Source organism: Nocardiopsis exhalans, assembly GCF_024134545.1.
Classification (GTDB): Bacteria; Actinomycetota; Actinomycetes; order Streptosporangiales; family Streptosporangiaceae; genus Nocardiopsis; species Nocardiopsis exhalans.
Genome location: NZ_CP099837.1, coordinates 3,116,106 through 3,134,381, shown reverse-complemented (window position 1 = coordinate 3,134,381; position 18,276 = coordinate 3,116,106). Strand labels below are relative to the sequence as shown.

Genomic DNA, 18,276 nt, shown 5'->3' with positions numbered 1-18,276 from the left:
CCGGGCGGGGCCGCGAGGGCGCGTCCTCCCACCTTCGGTTCAGCTCCGACGGTACCGTGCCCAGCATGATCCGGTGGCGCCGTGGTGAAGTCCGTCAGGTCCTGCCCTCCTGGCCCGGGGTCCGTCTGTGTACGGTCTCGGTGCCCGCTGACGGGGAAAGCACGGGAGAAGGTACCGGTGAAAGCTCCGAGGCGTCGGTAACCTGCCGCGCGCTGGCCTACACGGACCTGGTCGGTACCCCCGAGGTCGGCGACACCGTCCTGCTCAACACCGGGGCGCTGGACCTGGGACTGGGCACCGGCGGATACGCCCTGGTGGTAGCCCTCCCCGACCGGCTTCCCGCGGACCGCGAAGGCCCCGGACACCTGGTCAAGGCCCGCTACACCCCGCTCCAGGCCACCGTGCTGGGCGCGGACGAGCAGGGATCGCCGCACCACGAGGCCCTGCGCACGGCCGACGGGATCGACGGGATGCCGGTGGTCGTGGCCGACCTGCACTCCGCGCTGCCCGCCGTGCTGGCGGGGGTGCGCGCCGAACGCCCCGGCACCCGGGTGGTCAACGTGATGCTGGACGGCGGAGCGCTGCCCGCCGCGTTCTCGCGGATCGTGGGAGCGCTGCGCGAGGACGGTCTGCTCGCCGGGTGCGTGACGACGGGGCAGGCCTTCGGCGGCGACCTGGAGGCGGTCACCGTGCATTCGGGGCTGCTGGCCGCCCGGCACGTACTGGGGGCGCAGATCGCGGTGGTGTGCCAGGGGCCGGGCAACCTGGGTACCGGCACCCCGTGGGGGTTCTCCGGGGTGGCCTGCGGCGAGGCGGTCAATGCCGCGGCTGTCCTGGGCGGGCGGCCGGTGGCCAGCCTGCGGATCAGTGAGGCGGACGCGCGCAGTCGGCACCGGGGAGTCTCACACCACAGCCTGACCGCCTACGGGCGGGTGGCTCTGGCCCCGGCGGACGTGGTGGTGCCCAGCCTGCCCGGTTTCTTCGGTGAGCGCGTTCGCGACCAGGCCTGGCACCTGGGCGAGCGGCACACGCTCGTGGAGGTGTCGGTGCGGGGCCTGGAGGACGAGGTGCGGGCGCTGCCGGTGAAGGTGTCCACGATGGGGCGCGGGTTGGAGGAGGACCGGGCGGCCTTCCTGAGCGCGGCCGCGGCCGGGCGGCACGCCGCCACCCTCATCGACGGTTGAGGCCGCTCCGGGTGTTGAACTGGCTGTCGAGCTGGTCGCCGTGTCGGCCGCCGAGCTCGTTGTCGAACCGGTCGTCGAGCCCGTCGTGGATCCGGGCGGCGGGGCGGCGGTGTTCGGCGTCGCCGTTGCCGGGGACCGGGGTACGGCGGGTCGCGGCGAGCATGTGCTCGGAGGGTGCGTCGAAGTAGCGCCCCGGGCGGAACATGGCCAGGGATGTCGGGTCGGCGAGCACGCCTTCGTCCACGCGCACCGCTTCGGGCACGAACACGCTGCCGTCCCCGCAGGTGACGCCCCACTCGCGGCCGGGCCCGGCGGAGACGATCTGGCCCGGGTCGCCGCCCACGACCTCCTCGGACAGGCTGCCCCTGGACAGGGTGATCCGGGCCCCGCCGAACATCGCGAAGGCCCCGGGGTAGGGGGCGGCCAGGGCGCGCACCATCCGGTCCACGTCCCGTCCGGCCGCCGTCAGGTCCAGGCGGCCGTCACTGGGGCGGCGGCGCGGCCAGACCGAGACGTGGCCGGTCTGCGGGCGGCGGGGGGCGCGTTCCTCCAGGAGCGCGTCCAGGTTGCGTACGAGCAACTCGGACTGCAGGTGTGCGGCCCGCTCGTACAGGCCGGTGGCGGTGACGTCGGCGGCCAGATCGAACCAGATGCGGTCCACGATGTCGCCCGCGTCGGCCTCGCGTTCGAGGTGGAAGAGGGTGACGGCGCTGGAGCGCATGTCGCGCAGGATCGTCCAGGGGATGGGCGCGCGGCCGCGGCCGACTGGCAGCGGGGAGGGGTGCAGGCCCACGCCGCCCAGGGGCAGGGAGGACAGGACCTGTTCGTGGACCAGCTGCGACCAGCCCGCGACCACCATGAGGTCGATCCGGTGCGCGCTCAGGGCGTCGCGCACCTCGTCGGTGTTGATGTCGGCGGCTCGCAGGTGGGGCAGGTCGTGACGGCGGGTGATCTCCTCGAAGTCCACGTAGCCGGAGCGGTGCGCCAGTTCGGCCGGGTAGGAGACCACCAGGTGGGGCGGGCGGCCCTGGGCACAGAGCTCCTCCAGCGCCGGAACCCCCAGACGCAGACCCGAAACGTAGCAGTACCGCCGCTGGTCTGGCATGGTTCCCCCTCGCCCAATGCTCACCCTGGGTGACTGACTCTACGCATCCGGCCCCGCTCCCGCTCGCAGGTCCGGGCCCGTCTGCGTGTCAGATCCGGTCACTGGGCGATGTCCAGGAGGCGGTCGAGGACGACCTGCTGGCCGGGCCGATCCTTGAGGGTTTCCTCCACCACCAGGTCCATCGCGGAGCACCGGTATTCGGTGGCCGGGACGACGAAGGCGCGGGGCAGGACCGAGAGCAGGCGTCGGCTGATCTCCCCCGCCACATCGTAGGAGCCGCTGAGCAGCAGGTCGGGGCCGTCCGGGTTGACTCCGCACACCCGCGGCCCCAGGGCGATTTCGGGCGGACCGGTGTGCCATCGGGGGTGGTGCACACATCCGCCGCGCTGACCACGTACTGCGGCACGGTGTCGGGGGCATCGGCCACGGTGTGCGGACCGGAGCCCTGGACGATCGCGATGTCGCCGGTGTTCAGCCGCAGCGGTTCGCCACCCTCCGGGGGAGCAGCCAGCCGCTCCCCCGGACCATGGTGACCACCGTCAAGGCCGTGGGGTGCGAGAAGAGCAGCGACCAGGGTGGGCTCTCAGCAGGGTCTGGCTGAACAGGGAGCCGCGTGCCCTGACCCCGTCGAGAAAATCCGCCAGAGCGTCCATCACTTCAACGTAGACGATCGAACATCAAAGTGAGCCTTGCAACCATGGAGAGTCTCATCCGCCGGGTGTTGACTCCAGGTCATGACTCAAAACACCACTCCTGACCCCGACCCTGATCCCGGTTCCGGCCCTGAAAAGGGCACCGTGGAACCGTCCGCCGCCTCGACACACGACAGTCGGCCGCCGCGGGCCGGAACACGGGAGTGGATCGGGTTGGCAGTGCTGGCACTGCCCACCACGCTCCTGACGCTGGACATCACCGTGCTCAACCTGGCGGTCCCACACCTGAGCGCCGATCTGGAGCCGAGCGGTACCCAGATGCTGTGGATCATCGACGCCTACGGTTTCATGATCGCCGCGTTCCTGGTCACCATGGGCTCCCTGGGCGACCGGATCGGCCGCAGGCGGCTACTGATGATCGGCGCCGCGGGTTTCGCCGCTGCCTCCCTGGTAGCGGCCTACGCGACCACCCCCGCGATGCTCATCGCGGCCCGGGCCGCCCTGGGGATCGCCGGGGCGACCCTGATGCCCTCCACGCTGGCCCTGATCAGCAACATGTTCCGCGACCCCGCCCAGCGGGGCACCGCCATCGGGGTCTGGGCGACCTGTTTCTCGGTGGGCGCCGCCTCAGGACCGCTCGTGGGCGGCCTGCTGCTGGAGTACTTCTGGTGGGGTTCGGTGTTCCTGATGGGGGTGCCGGTGATGGTGCTCCTGCTGGTCACCGCGCCGTTCCTGCTGCCCGAGTACCGGGCCCCCGGCGCCGGCCGCCCGGACCTGACCAGCGTGCTGCTGTCACTGGCCGCGATCCTGCTGTTCGTCTACGGCATCAAGGAACTGGCCGCCTACGGTCTGGGCGCGGAGTACCTGGCCGCGCTCGCGGGCGGTTTGCTGCTGGGCGCGGTGTTCGTGCGCAGGCAGCGGCGTCTGGCCGATCCCCTGCTCGACCTGCGGCTGTTCGCCGACCGCGCCTTCGGGGTGGCCCTGACCGTACTGCTGCTGGGGCTGGCCACGCTGGGCGGCCTGTACCTGCTGGTCTCCCAGTACCTGCAGTCCGTGCAGGGGCTGTCACCCTTCCAGGCCGGGCTGTGGCTGCTCCCCTCCGCCCTGGGCACCGTGGCCTCCTCCCTGACCGCACCGGCCCTGGCCCGCCGGTTCGGGCCCGCGAACGTGCTGGGGACCGCCATGGCCCTGTCCGCGGTGGGCTGTGTCCTACTGGCCCAGGCCCCGCACGTCGGCCTGCTCGCGGCGATGGCGGGTTTCACGCTCTTCTACGTCGGCACCGGACCGCTGACGGTGCTCGCCACCGACCTGGTGGTGGGGTCGGCGCCCGCCGAGAAGGCCGGGGCCGCCTCGTCGTTGTCGGAGACCAGCATGGAGATCGGCTTCGCGGCGGGGATCGCGCTCCTGGGCAGCCTGGGCGCCGTGCTGTACCGCGCCGGTCTGGCCCGGGAGGCACCCCCGGACGTCCCGGCAGAGGCGTTGGAACCGGCATCGGTCTCGATCCCGGCCGCGGAGGCGGAGGCGGCTCGACTTCCCCCGGATGCCGGTGAGGCGCTCCTGGAGGCGGCGCGCCTCGGCTTCACCGACGGCGTGGCGGGAGCGGCCTGGGTGGGCGCCGTCGTCACGGCCGTGCTCGGCGTCCTGTCGTTCACGGTGTTGCGGAAAGCGCCCTCCGGACAGCCGGTGCGCGCCGACGCCGACAACCGCGACCGTGCTTGACGGGACCGGTGACGGGTCAAGTCGTCGGCCTCAGCGGCTGACCCGGTCCCGGGCGGTCTCCAGCACCAGGTCGCCCGGGGCGGTGCGCTCCCCGCGCGCGAGTTCCGCCGCGTAACGCTCGCCCACCGGTTCACGGCAGCGGGACCCACTACGGCGACGGTGCCACGGGCTGCCCGACGCTCAACGGCTGACCTGCCCGCATACGAGCAGCGGACACGAACATCGCCCCCGCCGCGCTCTCGGGCGCGGCGGGGGCGATCAGCTCTTCAATCAGGGACGCTACTCCGAGTCCTCCTCGGACTCGTCGGCTTCCTCGTCCGTGTCCTCGTCGCCCTCCGAAGCCTCTTCGTCGGCCCCGTCACCCTCGGCGTCCTCCTCGGACTCCTCCGGCTCGGGCGGCGGCGCGTTGTCGAAGGCACCCAGCACGTCGACCACGAAGACCAGCGTGCCCGAAGGGGCACCCATCGCTTCCTCGTCGGACTCGCCGTAGGCCATGTCACCGGGCACGATGAGCATCAGGCGGTCGCCGACGTTCTGGCCGACGATGCCCTCGTCCCAGCCCTGGATGACGGCCCCGCCACCGATGGTGGTGTCGAAGGGGATACCGCCCTGGTTCCACGAGGAGTCGAACACCTCGTGGTTGCCGTCCTCGTCGGCCTCCCAGCGCACGCCCGTGTACTGGACGATGATCTGCTGGCCCTCCTCGACCTCGGCGCCACCGCCCTCGATCAGCGGCACCACCTCGAGCTCGTCGGGGGCGTCCTCGTCGGGGATCTCGATCTCGGGCTGGCTACGGCCGTCCTGCGTCACCGTGGGCAGGTCGCCGCCGCCGTCGTTGGTCTGCTCGCCCGGCACGACTGCGCCCTGGCTGAAGCGGTCGATCATGTCGATCACCAGGACGCTGGCACCCTCGGGCACCTCCTGGCCCATCGCCTCGGCCTGCGCGATCTCCTCAGGGCTCAGCGCGGGGAAGACGTAGACCGCGCGGCTGCCCAGGGGCTGGCTGATGAGGGTGTCGGTGATGTACTCGGGCATCTGATCCATGCGGATCAGGTCCGGGGCGCCGCTCTCGTAGCTGGACTGGCCCTCGACCGGCTCACCCTCGCCGGGCGCCGTCCACTGGTACTGGGCGACGTTGGCGATGACCAGGTCGTCCGCGCCGACCAGCGCGTCCTCACCGGACCCCTTGCTGACCACACCGGAGATCTCCTCGTCCGGCGGCTCGGTGTCGGGGAAGGTGATCTCGGGTTCCTCACCGACATCTCCGGTGACCTCGGGCAGCCGGGAGTCGAGCGCGTCGTCGTCCATGCGCAGGAAGGCGGGGGTACGCCACTCCTCCGGGATCGATGCGCAGCTGGAGACCACCAAGGTAACGGCGGTCAGTGGCACCGCGAGAGCGGCAACACGTCGGTGCATGGGTCACAACCTCTGATTTCCGGCTCAGGACAGGGTCACACTACCGAACAGTCGGAGCACGGCCAGCCCCTGGGAGCTTCCGATCTCGGTTTTCGGCCCATGGGAACACAGATCACGAGCTTTCCGAAAGCCGGGGCCCCGTGGGGAGCCGTCTCCGGCCGTCCCACGGGGCCCGCGCACACGGGTCGTGCGCTCACACAACGCTCACACCGGATTCACACCCGCATGCTCACATCCCGGCGATCAGCTTCTCCACCCGCTCGTCCACGGACTTGAACGGGTCCTTGCACAGCACGGTGCGCTGCGCCTGGTCATTGAGCTTGAGGTGCACCCAGTCGACGGTGAAGTCGCGCCGCTGTTCCTGGGCGCGGCGGATGAACTCACCGCGCAGCCGTGCCCGGGTGGTCTGCGGGGGCACCGACTTGGACTCGAAGATCTTCAGGTCCCCCACCACCCGGTCCATCTGCCCGCGCTTTTGCATCAGGTAGAACAGCCCGCGGTCGCGGTGGATGTCGTGGTAGGTCAGGTCGAGTTGGGCCACCCTCGGGGAGGACAACGACAGGTCGTGCTTGTCCCGGTAGCGCTCCAGCAGCATGTACTTGGCGACCCAGTCGATCTCGCGCTGGACCGTCTCCAGGTTCTGGGTCTCCACCGCCTCCAGGGTGCGCTGCCACAGGTCCAGGACGCGCTTGCCCACCGCGTCGGTCCCGTGCCGGTCCACGTAGCTCTGCACCTTCTCCAGGTACTCGCGCTGGATCTCCAGGGCACTGGCCTCGCGACCGTTGGCCAGGCGCACCTTGCGGCGGCCGGTCATGTCGTGGCTGACCTCGCGGATCGCCCGGATGGGGTTCTCCAGGGTGTAGTCGCGCATGACCACCCCGGCCTCGATCATCCGCAGCACGAGGTCGGTCGAGCCCAGCTTGAGGAGGGTGGTGGTCTCGCTCATGTTGGAGTCGCCCACGATGACGTGCAGGCGCCGGAACCGCTCGGCGTCGGCGTGGGGTTCGTCGCGGGTGTTGATGATGGGGCGGGATCGGGTGGTCGCGGAGGAGACGCCCTCCCAGATGTGCTCGGCGCGCTGGCTGACGCAGAACAGCGCTCCCCGGGGGGTCTGCAGCACCTTTCCTGCCCCGCAGATGATCTGTCGGGTGACCAGGAAGGGGATCAGGACGTCGGCGAGGCGGCCGAACTCCCCGTGTCTGCCGACGAGGTAGTTCTCGTGGCAGCCGTAGGAGTTGCCCGCCGAGTCGGTGTTGTTCTTGAACAGGTAGATGTCCCCGGCGATGCCCTCCTCGTGCAGGCGCTGCTCGGCGTCGACCTGCAGCCCCTCCAGGATGCGCTCACCGGCCTTGTCGTGGGCCACCAGGTCCACGAGGCTGTCGCATTCGGGGGTGGCGTACTCGGGGTGGCTGCCCACGTCCAGGTACAGGCGGGCGCCGTTGCGCAGGAAAACGTTGCTGCTGCGCCCCCAGGAGACCACCCTCCGGAACAGGTACCGGGCGACCTCGTCCGGAGACAGGCGGCGCTGCCCCCGGAAGGTACACGTGACCCCGTACTCGTTCTCCAGCCCGAAGATCCGTCGTTCCACGCGGCCTCACCAACTTCCCGTCTGGTGCGGACGACGGGGCCGCGTCGCCCACACCCGCCCGGCCCCGGTGCGGCGCCCGTGTGGCGCCGCACCACCTCTTCGATCTCAGATCACTTGTCGGCCTCGTCCGCGTCGCCGGTCCCGTTGCCGTCTCCGCTGTCGGAGGCGGTCTCGGCGGCGGTTGCGGCTGTGCCCCGCTTGCCCTCCTCGATGAGGGAGGTCAGGCGGCTGCCGTGGATGCGGCGGAACTTGCGGTGCTGCCTGGACCGCTCCAGGATGGCGACCTCCAGGTTGCCGGCCTCCAGTTCGCGCTCCTCACCGTTCTCGTGGGCCAGGGCGTGGGTGGCCGCGTTCAGCGCCGCGCTGAGCGGGGCGTCGGCGGCGAACCGGTCCTTGAGCTGATTGGACACGTGCTCCGAGGAGCCGCCCACCGCGACGAAGCCCTGTTCGTCGACGATGGACCCGTCGAAGGTGATGCGGTAGATCTCGTCCTCGGCCGCGGTGTCGCCGACCTCGGCGACGACGATCTCGACCTCCCAGGGCTTGAGGCTCTCACTGAAGACGGTGCCCAGGGTCTGGGCGTAGATGTTGGCGAGCTGACGGCCGCTGACGTCGCGGCGGTCGAACTGGTACCCGCGTACGTCGGCGAAACGGACGCCCATCAGGCGTAGGTTCTCGAACTCGGGGTAGCGGCCGACCGCCGCGAACCCGATGCGGTCGTAGAGCTCGCTGATCTTGTGCAGTGTGCGGGACATGTTGTCCGCCACCAGCAGGATTCCGCCCTCGTACTGCAGAACGACGGCGCTGCGGCCGCGCGCGATGCCCTTGCGCGCGTAGTCCGCCTTGTCCTTCATCTGCTGTTCGGGGGCGACGTAGAACGGCATCGACACCGCGGATCGTTTCCTTACCTAGTAGGGAGAAGTCTGGGGTGGGGGCGGGGCCGCCTCGGCTCAGCTGTGTCAGCTCAGCCGTGTCAGCTCAAACGGGCCTTGGGGCCGTCCGGATCGGCTGCGCGCCCCTCGACCACCTCCGTGGCCAGGCGGGCGACCTCGTCGGTGGAGATCCGCCGGTGGCCGTCCTCGGTGATGACGTCGACCAGGGGGAAGATCTTGCGGTGCAGGTCAGGACCGCCGGTGGCGGAGTCGTCGTCGGCGGCGTCGTAGAGCGCCTCCAGCGCGACCCTGATCGCCGTGGTCTCGTCCAGGTCGTCGCGGTAGAGCTTCTTGACGGAGCCCCTGGCGTAGACCGATCCGGAACCGACGGAGTAGTAGCGGTGCTCCTCGTAGCGGCCGCCCACGGCGTCGTAGCTGAACACCCGTCCCTGTTCGGTGTTCTCGTCGAAGCCGACCAGCAGGGGGATCACGACGAAGCCCTGCATGGCCATGCCGAGATTGCCGCGCACCATCTGGGCGAGCTTGTTCGCCTTACCCTCGAGGGACAGGGAGCGCCCCTCCAGCTTCTCGTAGTGTTCGAGCTCGACCTGGTAAAGCTTGGCCAGCTCGATGCCGATCCCGGCCGAACCGGCGATGGCCACCGCGGAGAACTCGTCCGTGCGGAAGAGCTTGTCCATGTCCCGGTTGGCGATGACGTTGCCCTGGGTGGCGCGCCGGTCACCGGCCAGCAGGACACCGCCGGGGAAGGTCAGGGCGACGATGGTCGTCGCGTCCGGGGTGAGGTGCTCGGCCTTGACCGCACCACCCGACCCCAGGTGCTGGCCGGGCAGCAGGTCGGGCTTGACCTCCCGAAGAAACTCGGTGAAGGACGAGGTCCCCGCACTCATGAAAGCGGCCGACATCCGTCCGCCCTCGAAACCTTCGAACACGCGACTCCCTCCGCTCGCGCCCCACCCCGTCTTGGGGGCGGGTGGGGCGCCTGTCGTCCGTCTGTCTGTAGTCTGACGGCCGGCAAGGTGGCACCGGCCGATGAGCTTGACCCTAAACCCGTGCGCGCCGGGGCCGCTGGTGCCCGGGTGCGCTGTCAGCGAACCCGACGGTCACTGACCGCCCTTCTGCACGAACTGGCGCACGAAGTCCTCGGCGTTGCTCTCCAGCACGTCGTCGATCTCGTCCAGGATGTCGTCGACGTCCTCGTCGAGCTTCTCGTTGCGCTCCTGGGCCTCGGCCGAGGCCTCGGTCTCCTCGACCTCCTCGTCACGACGTGACGAGTGCTTCTGGCCGCCGCTGTCGTTCGCCATATGTTGCTACCTCCCGTTCGGGGCTCTCGCCCTTATCTTGGCCCAACGGCACCCGGCTCAACCGTGTTCCTCAGGCCCGATACCCGCTAGTTACCTCGAAATCGTCCCGAGCGCGCGCACGCGGAGTGACACCGGACGCGGATCGGGCTCGGGCGTGTCCTCGAACAGGGGTGCGTGCGGGAACGCCTGCGGGTTCCGCGCGATGCCGACCGATATCCCGGCGACGGTTGGTGACGGCGCACGCGGGCCCGGCTTCCCCACTTATTCGAAATGCGAACACCCGTCCCCAGAGCGCCCATGATCTTCATGCAACGCACACCCCTGACCACGCGAGTTGCTTCTCCGTGGCCGCTCCATCACGGATGGTACGACGTACCAGTGTCCGCATCCGGCCACATTGCACCTCTTGATCTACTCGCGGGTTTGTGATCCGAATACAGCGCGTGACCGAACGAGGAGGTCAGGCACCACGTCACTCAGAGTAAGACCCCCAATTGAGCCTTTCATCGGATGATCCTCTTGCCACCTAAGTGAATTTGCGGCTTGCCCGGGCTTTCGCTGTCCAAGTTGTGCACTTATGGTGGTGCCTCGTTTACCGGATGTCTCGGTAAACCAAAGGGGCCCCTGGCGCGTCCGAGGGCCCCGACCCCCGGGGCCGGACTCCTCTCCCCAGAGGATCCGAACCCCAACCCCCGCCCATTCCCCAAGGAGAGTAGGGATCAATGCGACCCTCCCCCGTTATCTCCGCGATCGGCACGGGAGCACTGGCCTTCGGGCTCGCGCTCTCGGTCGCCCCCGGTGCCTCTGCCGTGACCGTTCCCGCCGAGCCCTCACCGCAGGGCGAGGCGGCCACCATGCAGGAAGCCCTTGAGAGGGACTTCGGCCTCACCCCGTTCGAGGCCGAAACCCTGCTCGAGGCCCAGCAGGAGGCCTACGGGATCGACACGGCGGCGGCCGAGGCCGCCGGAGACGCCTACGGCGGCTCCGTGTTCGACACCCACACCCTGGAGCTGACCGTCCTGGTGACGGACAGCGCCGCGGTCTCCGACGTCGAGGCCGCGGGCGCCGAGGCCGAACTGGTCTCGCACGGCACCGAGGGCCTGGCGGCCATCATCGACGAGCTCGACGCGGCCGGCACCCAGCCGGGCGTCGTGGGCTGGTACCCCGATGTCGCCAGCGACACGGTCGTCATCGAGGCCACCGACACCACCGGTGCCGAGAGCCTCATCGAGGCCGCGGGTGTGGACGCCTCCACCGTCCGGGTGGAGCAGACCGACGAGGCGCCCGAGCTGTACGCCGACATCGTCGGCGGCGACGCGTACTTCATGGGCGGCGGCCGCTGCTCCATCGGGTTCGCGGTCACCGACAGCTCGGGCAACGACGGATTCGTGACGGCCGGCCACTGCGGCACGGTCGGCACCTCCGCCGAGAGCGGGGACGGCAGCGGTTCCGGTGTGTTCGAGGAGTCCGTCTTCCCGGGCAACGACGCCGCCTACGTTCGCGCCACGTCCAACTGGACCGTCACCAACCTGGTCAACATGTACAGCGCCGGTGGCGCCCAGACCGTCGGCGGCTCCAGCCAGGCGCCGATCGGCTCGGCCGTGTGCCGTTCGGGTTCCACCACCGGTTGGCACTGCGGGACCATCGAGGCCCGCGGCCAGTCGGTGAGCTACCCCGAGGGCACCGTCAACGACATGACCCGGACCGACGTGTGCGCCGAGCCCGGCGACTCCGGCGGTTCGTTCATCGCTGGCGACCAGGCCCAGGGCATGACCTCGGGCGGCTCCGGCAACTGCACCTTCGGTGGTACCACGTACTACCAGGAGGTCGGCCCGGCGCTGAGCACCTGGAACCTCAGCCTCGTCACGAGCTAGGCATCCAGCCGGTCCGCATCACACCGCGCCCCCGTCCGCTACCCAGCGGGCGGGGGCGTTCTCGTTTCCCGGCCCTCATCCCCCAGTCATCCCCGGCCCCGCACGACCGCCGGTGACGACGCGGCCACACCGGGGTAGGACCAACAGTGGCCGCGCACCGCGCGGACCGCAGTACCTGCTCCGCCCCCGTTTCCTTCTCAGGAGAGCAGAGGACATGCGTCCTTCCCCCGTATCCCCCGCCCCAAGATTGCCCGAACCCCGCCGCATCCGCCACAGCCGCGCCCTGGCCGTCGTCCTGGGCCTGACCCTGGCCGGTGCCACCGCCTCCGCCCAGGCCGCCACCACCACCGCCACCGCCGAGACCCCCGAACCCGCGGCGGACGCCCCCGCCGCCACCGCCACCGAGGCCCTGGTCCGCGACCTCGGGCTGGACCCCGCGACGGCCGAACAGCTCCTGGAAGCCCAGGAAGAGGCCCTGACGGTCCAGGAGAGCGCCGCCTCGGCTGCCGGACAGGCCTACGTCGACGCCCTCTTCGACACCGAAACCCTCAGCCTCACCGTCCTGGTCTCCGACCCCGCCGCCGTCTCGGCGGTCGAGGCGACCGGGGCGAACACCCGTGTGATCGACCAGGACCCGGCCGCGACCATGGCCGCCCTCGAGCAAGTGCCCGTGCCCGAGGGCGTCACCGGCTGGTACCCCGACACCGAACGGGGCCTGGTCGTGGTCGAGGCGCTGGCCCCGGCCGCCGCCGAGGCCCTGGTCGAGGAGGCCGGGGCGGACCCGGGCGCCGTGCGCGTGGTGCAGGTCCACCACGCCCCGGTGACCTACTCCGAGATCATCGGCGGACGCCCCTTCCACGTGGGGCCGACCCGGTGCACCATCGGGTTCTCCGCCCTCGCCTCCAGCGGCCAGGGCGGTTTCGTCACCGCCGGGCACTGCGGGGAGGTGGGCGCCACCGCCCTCGACTCCGAGGGCGCGGTCCTGGGGGTGTTCCAGCACTCGCGGTTCCCCGGTTCGGACGGCGCCTTCGTGCCGGTGGGCCCGGAGTGGACCCTCACCCCCTGGATCGAGCTCTGGAGTTCGGGGAGCTATCACACCGTCACCGGCTCGCAGCAAGCACCGGTCGGCTCGGCCGTGTGCGCCTCAGCGCCCCTCAACGGGTGGCGCTGCGGCGTCATCGAGGCGCGCGGGCAGACGGTCAGCTACCCGGCGGGGACCGTCACCGGCCTGACCAGGACCACCCTGTGCGCGGAGCCGGGTGAGTCCGGGGCGCCCGTCGTTGCCGGATCCCAGGCCCAGGGCGTCATCTCCGGCGGCTCCGGCAACTGCGCCACCGGCGGTACCGCCTTCTACCAGGAGATCAACCCGGTACTCAGTTCCTGGGGGCTGAGCCTGGTGACCGGATAGCTCCCGCGTAAGCCGACCCTCTACACCATCGGCGCCGGTTGGTCACCTTCTCGCGTCCCCGCCTCACCCCCGGCTTCCGGGTACCGAACGCGGGGACGCTTTGCGTACAACAGGGGTGCGCACGACGGACTCCTGACCACTGGTGTTACGTCTGTGTGTCCAGTTAGTCACTTTTGGCACGCAGTACCGCTGTCCGGATGTGGCCAAACATCCCCCCTTGCGCATCAAGATCAAATTCGGTCGGTAATGAAACAACTCCGACAACCTCAAGGTGGCTGAACTGGTCGCCACGTTCAGCGACCAAGAAAAAACCCGTCATGGGTTGACCCCACCCCACATTGAATGCTTCACCGCTCTGGCGCTCTTTCCCTCACCAAAACGTGCACCTATGGTTAGGCGTTGTTTACCGGATGTCTCGGTGAACGGCAGGGGGCCGGAAGTAGTCGGCCCCGATCCCCCGTTAATCCCCCAAGGAGAGTAGGGACCAATGAGACCCTCCCCCGTTGTCTCCGCAATCGGTACCGGAGCCCTGGCCTTCGGGCTGGCTCTGGCCGCCGCCCCGGGGGCCCTCGCGGCCTCCGGACCACTCCCCCAGTCGCCCTCCCCCGAGGCCGACGCCCTCACCATGGAGGAGGCGCTCCAGCGTGACCTCGGCCTGACCCCGCTCGAGGCCGATGAACTCCTCACCGCCCAGGAAGCCGCCCTCGAGGCGGACGAGGCGGCAGCCGAAGCCGCGGGCGAGGCCTACGGCGGCTCGGTGTTCGACACCGACACCCTCGAACTGACCGTCCTCGTCACCGACGACGCCGCCGTCTCCGCGGTGGAGGCCGCCGGGGCCAGCGCCGACGTGGTCGACCACGGTATCGACGGTCTCGACGCGATCATCGACGACCTCAACGAGGCCGCCCACCAGCCCGGTGTGGTCGGCTGGTACCCCGAGATCACCTCCGACACGGTCGTGCTCGAGGTGCTCGAGGGCTCCGAGGCCGACGCCGAGGCCCTGATCACCGACGCCGGTGTGGACGCCTCGACGGTCACGGTCGAGACCACCACGGAGACCCCCGAGCTCTACGCCGACATCATCGGCGGCCTCGCCTACACCATGGGCGGGCGCTGCTCGGTCGGTTTCGCGGCCACCAACGCCTCCGGCCAGCCCGGCTTCGTCACCGCCGGACACTGCGGCAGGGTGGGCACCCAGGTCAGCATCGGCAACGGCCGGGGCGTCTTCGAGCGCTCCGTCTTCCCCGGCAACGACGCCGCCTTCGTCCGGGGCACGTCCAACTTCACCCTGACCAACCTGGTCAGCCGCTACAACTCCGGCGGCTACGCCACCGTCACGGGCTCCAGCACGGCGCCCATCGGTTCGCAGGTCTGCCGTTCCGGCTCCACCACCGGCTGGTACTGCGGCACCATCCAGGCCCGCGGCCAGACCGTGAGCTACCCGCAGGGCACCGTCCACAGCCTGACCCGGACCACCGTGTGCGCCGAGCCCGGCGACTCCGGCGGCTCGTTCATCTCCGGCACCCAGGCCCAGGGCGTGACCTCCGGTGGCTCCGGCAACTGCCGCACCGGCGGCACGACCTTCTACCAGGAGGTCAACCCGATGCTCAACTCCTGGAACCTGCGCCTGCGCACCTGACACACCAGTAGTACGCGGTAAGGCATCAACGGCGTCCCCGTCCGCTCCAGCGGGCGGGGACGTCCGTGTTCTCGCCCCCTCGCCCTGACCTGCTCCGGCCAGCAGCGCGCCCTGCCTGACCTGGAAGAACAGGCGTACTCTGAAACAAGTGACGCGGAACGAGCCCGTTCGTCCCCCTTGGCGGATTCCTCCGTGAGGCACTCGTGAGGGAACCCCTCACGACTTCCTGTGGGGAGCGGACATGGACAGAACCGTTTGGATCGTCGCCGCCTCGGCGGTGACCGTGGCGTTGGCGCTGGTGTTCGGCTTCGGTGCGGGCTGGTTCTCCCATCAGCAGTACCTCAGGGACAGCATCGAGTCCGCTTTCGAGGACCTCGACGCCGGGGAACCGGAGCAGGAGAGCCCGGCGGAACCCGCCGACGCGCCCGACGAGGAAGCCACGGAGCCGGACCAACCCGAGGATTCCGAGGAGACCGACCGGTGGCCGGAGGCCGCACCCATGGGTGAGAGCGCCTCCGACGGCACCTGGGACATCACCCTGACCGGGGTGGAGCGCACCACCCACATCTCGGGTTCCTACTCCAACACGACAGCGGCCGCGGGCCGGGAGTTCGTGGTGTTGGAGGCGGAACTGACCAACGCCTCCAGCGGGCCTCAGGCCCCGGACGTGGAGGACTGCGAGCTGGTGGACACCGACGGCAACCGGCACGCCTACGACTTCGACGCCCTGCTGGTCCTGGACGAGCAGAACGACGTCCTCTACTACGACGTCAACCCGGGCGCGTCGGTGACCGTGTCCGTACCCTTCGACGTGGCCGAGGGCGCCGACGTGGAGGTCGCCCTGATGACCGGGGTCTGGGACGGCCCGGGGGTGGCCGAGCTGGCCGTCGAGGAGTAGCGGCCGAGGACCGCGCGGGCTGAGCGAGAAGGTCGGCGCGCCCGGGCAGGCACGCCGACCTTCTCGGTCATCGCCGCCGGTCAGCCCCGGCGGTCGCCGGCCAGGGCCGCCACCAGGTCGACCGCGGTCGCGCAGGCGTCCAGCAGGTTCCCCACGTGCTCCTTGGTGCCCCGGCGGGGCTCCAGGGTGGGCACTCGTTGCAGGGAGTCGTAGCCCGGAAGGTCGAAGATCACCGAGTCCCAGGAGGCGGCCGCCACCTCGTCGGCGTACTTGGCCAGGCAGCGCCCCCGGAAGTAGGCGCGGGTGTCCTCCGGCGGTTCGGTGACGGCCCGCATGACCTCGGGCTCCTCCACCAGGCGCTTCATCCGGCCGCGGGCGGCCAGCCGGTTGTAGATGCCCTTCTCCGCGCGCACGTCGGAGTACTGCAGATCCACCAGCTGGAGCCGGGGGTGGGACCACTCCAGGTCGTCCCGGGAACGGTAGCCCTCCAGCACCTTGAGCTTGGCGACCCAGTCGAGCTCGGTGGCCAGGCTCATCGGGTCCGAGGCCAGCCGGGACAGCACCGACTCCCAGAGGTCGAGCACGTCCGCGGTGTCGGGGTCCACGTCGGTGCCGAAGCGGTCCTCCACGTACTTGCGGGCCTGGTCCAGGTACTCGCCCTGGAGCTCCAGCGCGGTCATCCGGCGCCCGTCGCGCAGCCGGACCCGGTGGGTGAGCCCCGGGTCGTGGGAGACCTCCCGCAGGTCCGCCACCGGGGTCTCCAGGGACAGGTCCGCGCTGAGGAAGCCGTCCTCGATCATCGACAGCACCAGCGCGGTGGTGCCCAGCTTGAGGTAGGTGGAGATCTCGCTCATGTTGGCGTCGCCGATGATGACGTGCAGGCGCCGGTACTGGTCGGGGTCGGCGTGCGGTTCGTCCCGCGTGTTGATGATGGGACGCTTCAGGGTGGTCTCCAGGCCGACCTCGACCTCGAAGAAGTCCGCCCGCTGGGAGATCTGGAAACCGCTGCCCTGGCCGTCCGAGCCGATCCCGACCTTGCCCGCGCCGCACACCACCTGCCGGGAGACGAAGAACGGGATCAGGTGCCGGACGATGTCGCCGAAGGGCGTCGACCGGTTCATCAGGTAGTTCTCGTGGCAGCCGTACGAGGCGCCCTTGTTGTCGGTGTTGTTCTTGTACAGCTGGATCGGTTCGATGCCCGGGGTCGCCCCGGCCCGGGCCGCCGCGTCGGCCATCACCCGCTCCCCCGCCTTGTCCCACAGCACCGCGTCCCGGGGGTTGGTGACCTCGGGGGCGGAGTACTCGGGGTGGGCGTGGTCCACGTACAGGCGCGCGCCGTTGGTGAGGATGACGTTGGCCAGCCCCAGGTCCTCGTCGGTCAACTGGGTGGGATCGGCCACCTCCCGCGCCAGGTCGAACCCGCGGGCGTCCCGAAGCGGGTTCTCCTCCTCGAAGTCCCAGCGGGCCCTCCTGGCCCGGGCAGCCGAAGCCGCAAGGTAGGCGTTGACCACCTGGGTGGAGGTGACCATCGCGTTGGCCCCGGGGTTTCCCGGCACGGAGATCCCGTATTCGGTCTCGATACCCATAATCCGACGCACACTCATGTTCAGAGGTTATCCGCCACAGACCTGTCTTGAACGCTTCCGCGCCAATTGTGGCCTAAGCGCCGTCTTCCCGGGCGTTTCGAAAGGGCGCTGCCAGGCGTGTCCTCGCAGCTCACGCCCGCTTCGGATGGATTCGCGCGAAGAAAAAACAGGGCGGGGCGAATCCGGGAATCAACGGCACGTTTCGTCCCGCCAGCCGAAGGGTATTCGCCCCCGCCCAGTAGACCGGCGAACCCCGGTCATCCCCGCTGAACACGATCCCGTCGCCCGTACTCTCCACGGTCAGTACCGCGACCCGGTCCTCCCTTGTGGCGCGACGCACAGGACGTAGCCCACGGCGACCGCGGTCGCCTGTACGCCGTACCGGTTGCTCCGACCGCCACGGGCGGCGACACGGCATCGGCCGCCGGGGCAATCGGGTAGGCGGGTCGGGTCACCCGACCCGCCTCCCACACCACCAGGCATGCGGGCCCGCACCTGGCGGTTCGTCAAGCCGTCTCAGACGACGACCGGCCCGGCCATCAAGGCCCGGACCCATGGATCCAGCTCTTGGGAACTGCGCCGTGGCCGCCTACGCACCAGCATGAAGCAGCTCTGAGGGAATGCACCCTCTCCGCCCCACGGTGGACCGGCTCTCAGACCGGCTTACAGCGATCATTACGACCCAACCGAGCAAGCCCCCTCCTTCTGCTCCACTCGACGTTCAGCCCTTCCTGACCTGCCGGTCAGTACTATGGCCTCTGCTGACTTCTGCCTGGTCAGACCCACCCTTGCGAGCGGACCCGTCGGCGCAGCGACAACTCAGCAAACCGACACCCAGACAGACCTCCCCGGATAAGAACAGCCACTTTCCCCCTACGCCTGCCGTGTTTACACCCCGACCGTCTTGACGGTGACGGGCTTCGCCATCCGTGGCTGGCTCACCCCGGTCGGACTGCCTCATACACGGTTCGTGTTCCTCAGTGCAGGGTTTCGCCTCGGGCTTCCTTCCGAC

At 70.0% G+C, this 18,276-nt stretch carries 13 protein-coding genes and 1 pseudogene; 6 read left to right on the top strand and 8 right to left on the bottom strand.

Annotated features, from left to right (window positions below):
- Positions 1-65 precede the first annotated feature (65 nt).
- Positions 66-1,184, top strand: a complete 1,119-nt coding sequence (locus tag NE857_RS13860) for a DUF3866 family protein (RefSeq protein ID WP_254421362.1) — start codon at positions 66-68, stop codon at positions 1,182-1,184.
- Here NE857_RS13860 and NE857_RS13855 read toward each other — a convergent pair.
- Positions 1,171-2,289, bottom strand: a complete 1,119-nt coding sequence (locus NE857_RS13855; RefSeq protein ID WP_254421361.1) for a methionyl-tRNA formyltransferase — start codon at positions 2,287-2,289, stop codon at positions 1,171-1,173. The two genes, NE857_RS13860 and NE857_RS13855, sit on opposite strands and share 14 nt — an antisense overlap.
- Before the next feature lie 107 nt (positions 2,290-2,396).
- Positions 2,397-2,942, bottom strand: a pseudogene (locus NE857_RS34685) (cupin domain-containing protein); the annotation flags it as partial.
- A gap of 81 nt (positions 2,943-3,023) precedes the next feature.
- On the opposite strand from NE857_RS34685, the gene NE857_RS13845 reads away from it, so the two are divergent.
- The gene (locus NE857_RS13845) at positions 3,024-4,661 is read left to right on the top strand and encodes an MFS transporter (protein ID WP_254421359.1); all 1,638 of its coding nucleotides are present in this window, start codon (positions 3,024-3,026) and stop codon (positions 4,659-4,661) included.
- Between the two features lie 279 nt (positions 4,662-4,940).
- On the opposite strand, the gene NE857_RS13840 is transcribed toward NE857_RS13845, so the two are convergent.
- The 5 genes from NE857_RS13840 to NE857_RS13820 all read right to left on the bottom strand — a co-directional run bounded on the left by NE857_RS13840 (position 4,941) and on the right by NE857_RS13820 (position 9,859).
- Positions 4,941-6,077, bottom strand: a complete 1,137-nt coding sequence (locus NE857_RS13840; RefSeq protein WP_254421358.1) for an FKBP-type peptidyl-prolyl cis-trans isomerase — start codon at positions 6,075-6,077, stop codon at positions 4,941-4,943.
- 229 nt (positions 6,078-6,306) lie between these two features.
- A complete protein-coding gene (gene pafA, locus NE857_RS13835) occupies positions 6,307-7,665 on the bottom strand; it encodes a Pup--protein ligase (RefSeq protein ID WP_017583164.1) in 1,359 nt (452 codons plus the stop codon).
- A gap of 110 nt (positions 7,666-7,775) precedes the next feature.
- On the bottom strand, positions 7,776-8,555 hold the full coding sequence (prcA, locus tag NE857_RS13830; RefSeq protein WP_254421357.1) for a proteasome subunit alpha: 780 nt from the start codon (positions 8,553-8,555) through the stop codon (positions 7,776-7,778).
- Between the two features lie 83 nt (positions 8,556-8,638).
- The gene (prcB, locus tag NE857_RS13825) at positions 8,639-9,487 is read right to left on the bottom strand and encodes a proteasome subunit beta (RefSeq protein ID WP_017583162.1); all 849 of its coding nucleotides are present in this window, start codon (positions 9,485-9,487) and stop codon (positions 8,639-8,641) included.
- A gap of 171 nt (positions 9,488-9,658) precedes the next feature.
- Positions 9,659-9,859: a ubiquitin-like protein Pup gene (locus NE857_RS13820; protein WP_184362130.1), complete on the bottom strand. Its 201-nt coding sequence runs from the start codon at positions 9,857-9,859 to the stop codon at positions 9,659-9,661.
- Positions 9,860-10,581: 722 nt separating this feature from the next.
- On the opposite strand from NE857_RS13820, the gene NE857_RS13815 reads away from it, so the two are divergent.
- The 4 genes from NE857_RS13815 to NE857_RS13800 all read left to right on the top strand — a co-directional run bounded on the left by NE857_RS13815 (position 10,582) and on the right by NE857_RS13800 (position 15,678).
- Positions 10,582-11,733, top strand: coding sequence for a S1 family peptidase (locus tag NE857_RS13815; RefSeq protein WP_254421356.1), 1,152 nt, complete (start codon positions 10,582-10,584; stop codon positions 11,731-11,733).
- 214 nt (positions 11,734-11,947) lie between these two features.
- Positions 11,948-13,141, top strand: a complete 1,194-nt coding sequence (locus tag NE857_RS13810) for a S1 family peptidase (RefSeq protein WP_254421355.1) — start codon at positions 11,948-11,950, stop codon at positions 13,139-13,141.
- Between the two features lie 487 nt (positions 13,142-13,628).
- Positions 13,629-14,780 (top strand): S1 family peptidase, encoded by a 1,152-nt coding sequence (locus NE857_RS13805; RefSeq protein ID WP_254421354.1) that lies wholly within the window; start codon positions 13,629-13,631, stop codon positions 14,778-14,780.
- A gap of 241 nt (positions 14,781-15,021) precedes the next feature.
- Positions 15,022-15,678 carry a DUF4352 domain-containing protein gene (locus NE857_RS13800; protein WP_254421353.1) on the top strand — a complete coding sequence of 219 codons (657 nt, stop codon included), beginning with the start codon at positions 15,022-15,024 and terminating at the stop codon, positions 15,676-15,678.
- Between the two features lie 80 nt (positions 15,679-15,758).
- On the opposite strand, the gene dop is transcribed toward NE857_RS13800, so the two are convergent.
- A complete protein-coding gene (dop, locus tag NE857_RS13795; RefSeq protein WP_344012074.1) occupies positions 15,759-17,282 on the bottom strand; it encodes a depupylase/deamidase Dop in 1,524 nt (507 codons plus the stop codon).
- Positions 17,283-18,276 lie beyond the last annotated feature (994 nt).

What these genes read in the sequence shown, in the direction of transcription:
- NE857_RS13860 (WP_254421362.1), top strand. Translation starts at nt 66, where the DNA reads ATGATCCGGTGGCGCCGTGGTGAAGTCCGTCAGGTCCTGCCCTCCTGG.
- NE857_RS13855 (WP_254421361.1), bottom strand. Translation starts at nt 2,289, where the DNA reads ATGCCAGACCAGCGGCGGTACTGCTACGTTTCGGGTCTGCGTCTGGGG.
- NE857_RS13845 (WP_254421359.1), top strand. Translation starts at nt 3,024, where the DNA reads ATGACTCAAAACACCACTCCTGACCCCGACCCTGATCCCGGTTCCGGC.
- NE857_RS13840 (WP_254421358.1), bottom strand. Translation starts at nt 6,077, where the DNA reads ATGCACCGACGTGTTGCCGCTCTCGCGGTGCCACTGACCGCCGTTACC.
- NE857_RS13820 (WP_184362130.1), bottom strand. Translation starts at nt 9,859, where the DNA reads ATGGCGAACGACAGCGGCGGCCAGAAGCACTCGTCACGTCGTGACGAG.
- NE857_RS13815 (WP_254421356.1), top strand. Translation starts at nt 10,582, where the DNA reads ATGCGACCCTCCCCCGTTATCTCCGCGATCGGCACGGGAGCACTGGCC.
- NE857_RS13810 (WP_254421355.1), top strand. Translation starts at nt 11,948, where the DNA reads ATGCGTCCTTCCCCCGTATCCCCCGCCCCAAGATTGCCCGAACCCCGC.
- NE857_RS13805 (WP_254421354.1), top strand. Translation starts at nt 13,629, where the DNA reads ATGAGACCCTCCCCCGTTGTCTCCGCAATCGGTACCGGAGCCCTGGCC.
- NE857_RS13800 (WP_254421353.1), top strand. Translation starts at nt 15,022, where the DNA reads ATGGACAGAACCGTTTGGATCGTCGCCGCCTCGGCGGTGACCGTGGCG.
- dop (WP_344012074.1), bottom strand. Translation starts at nt 17,282, where the DNA reads ATGAGTGTGCGTCGGATTATGGGTATCGAGACCGAATACGGGATCTCC.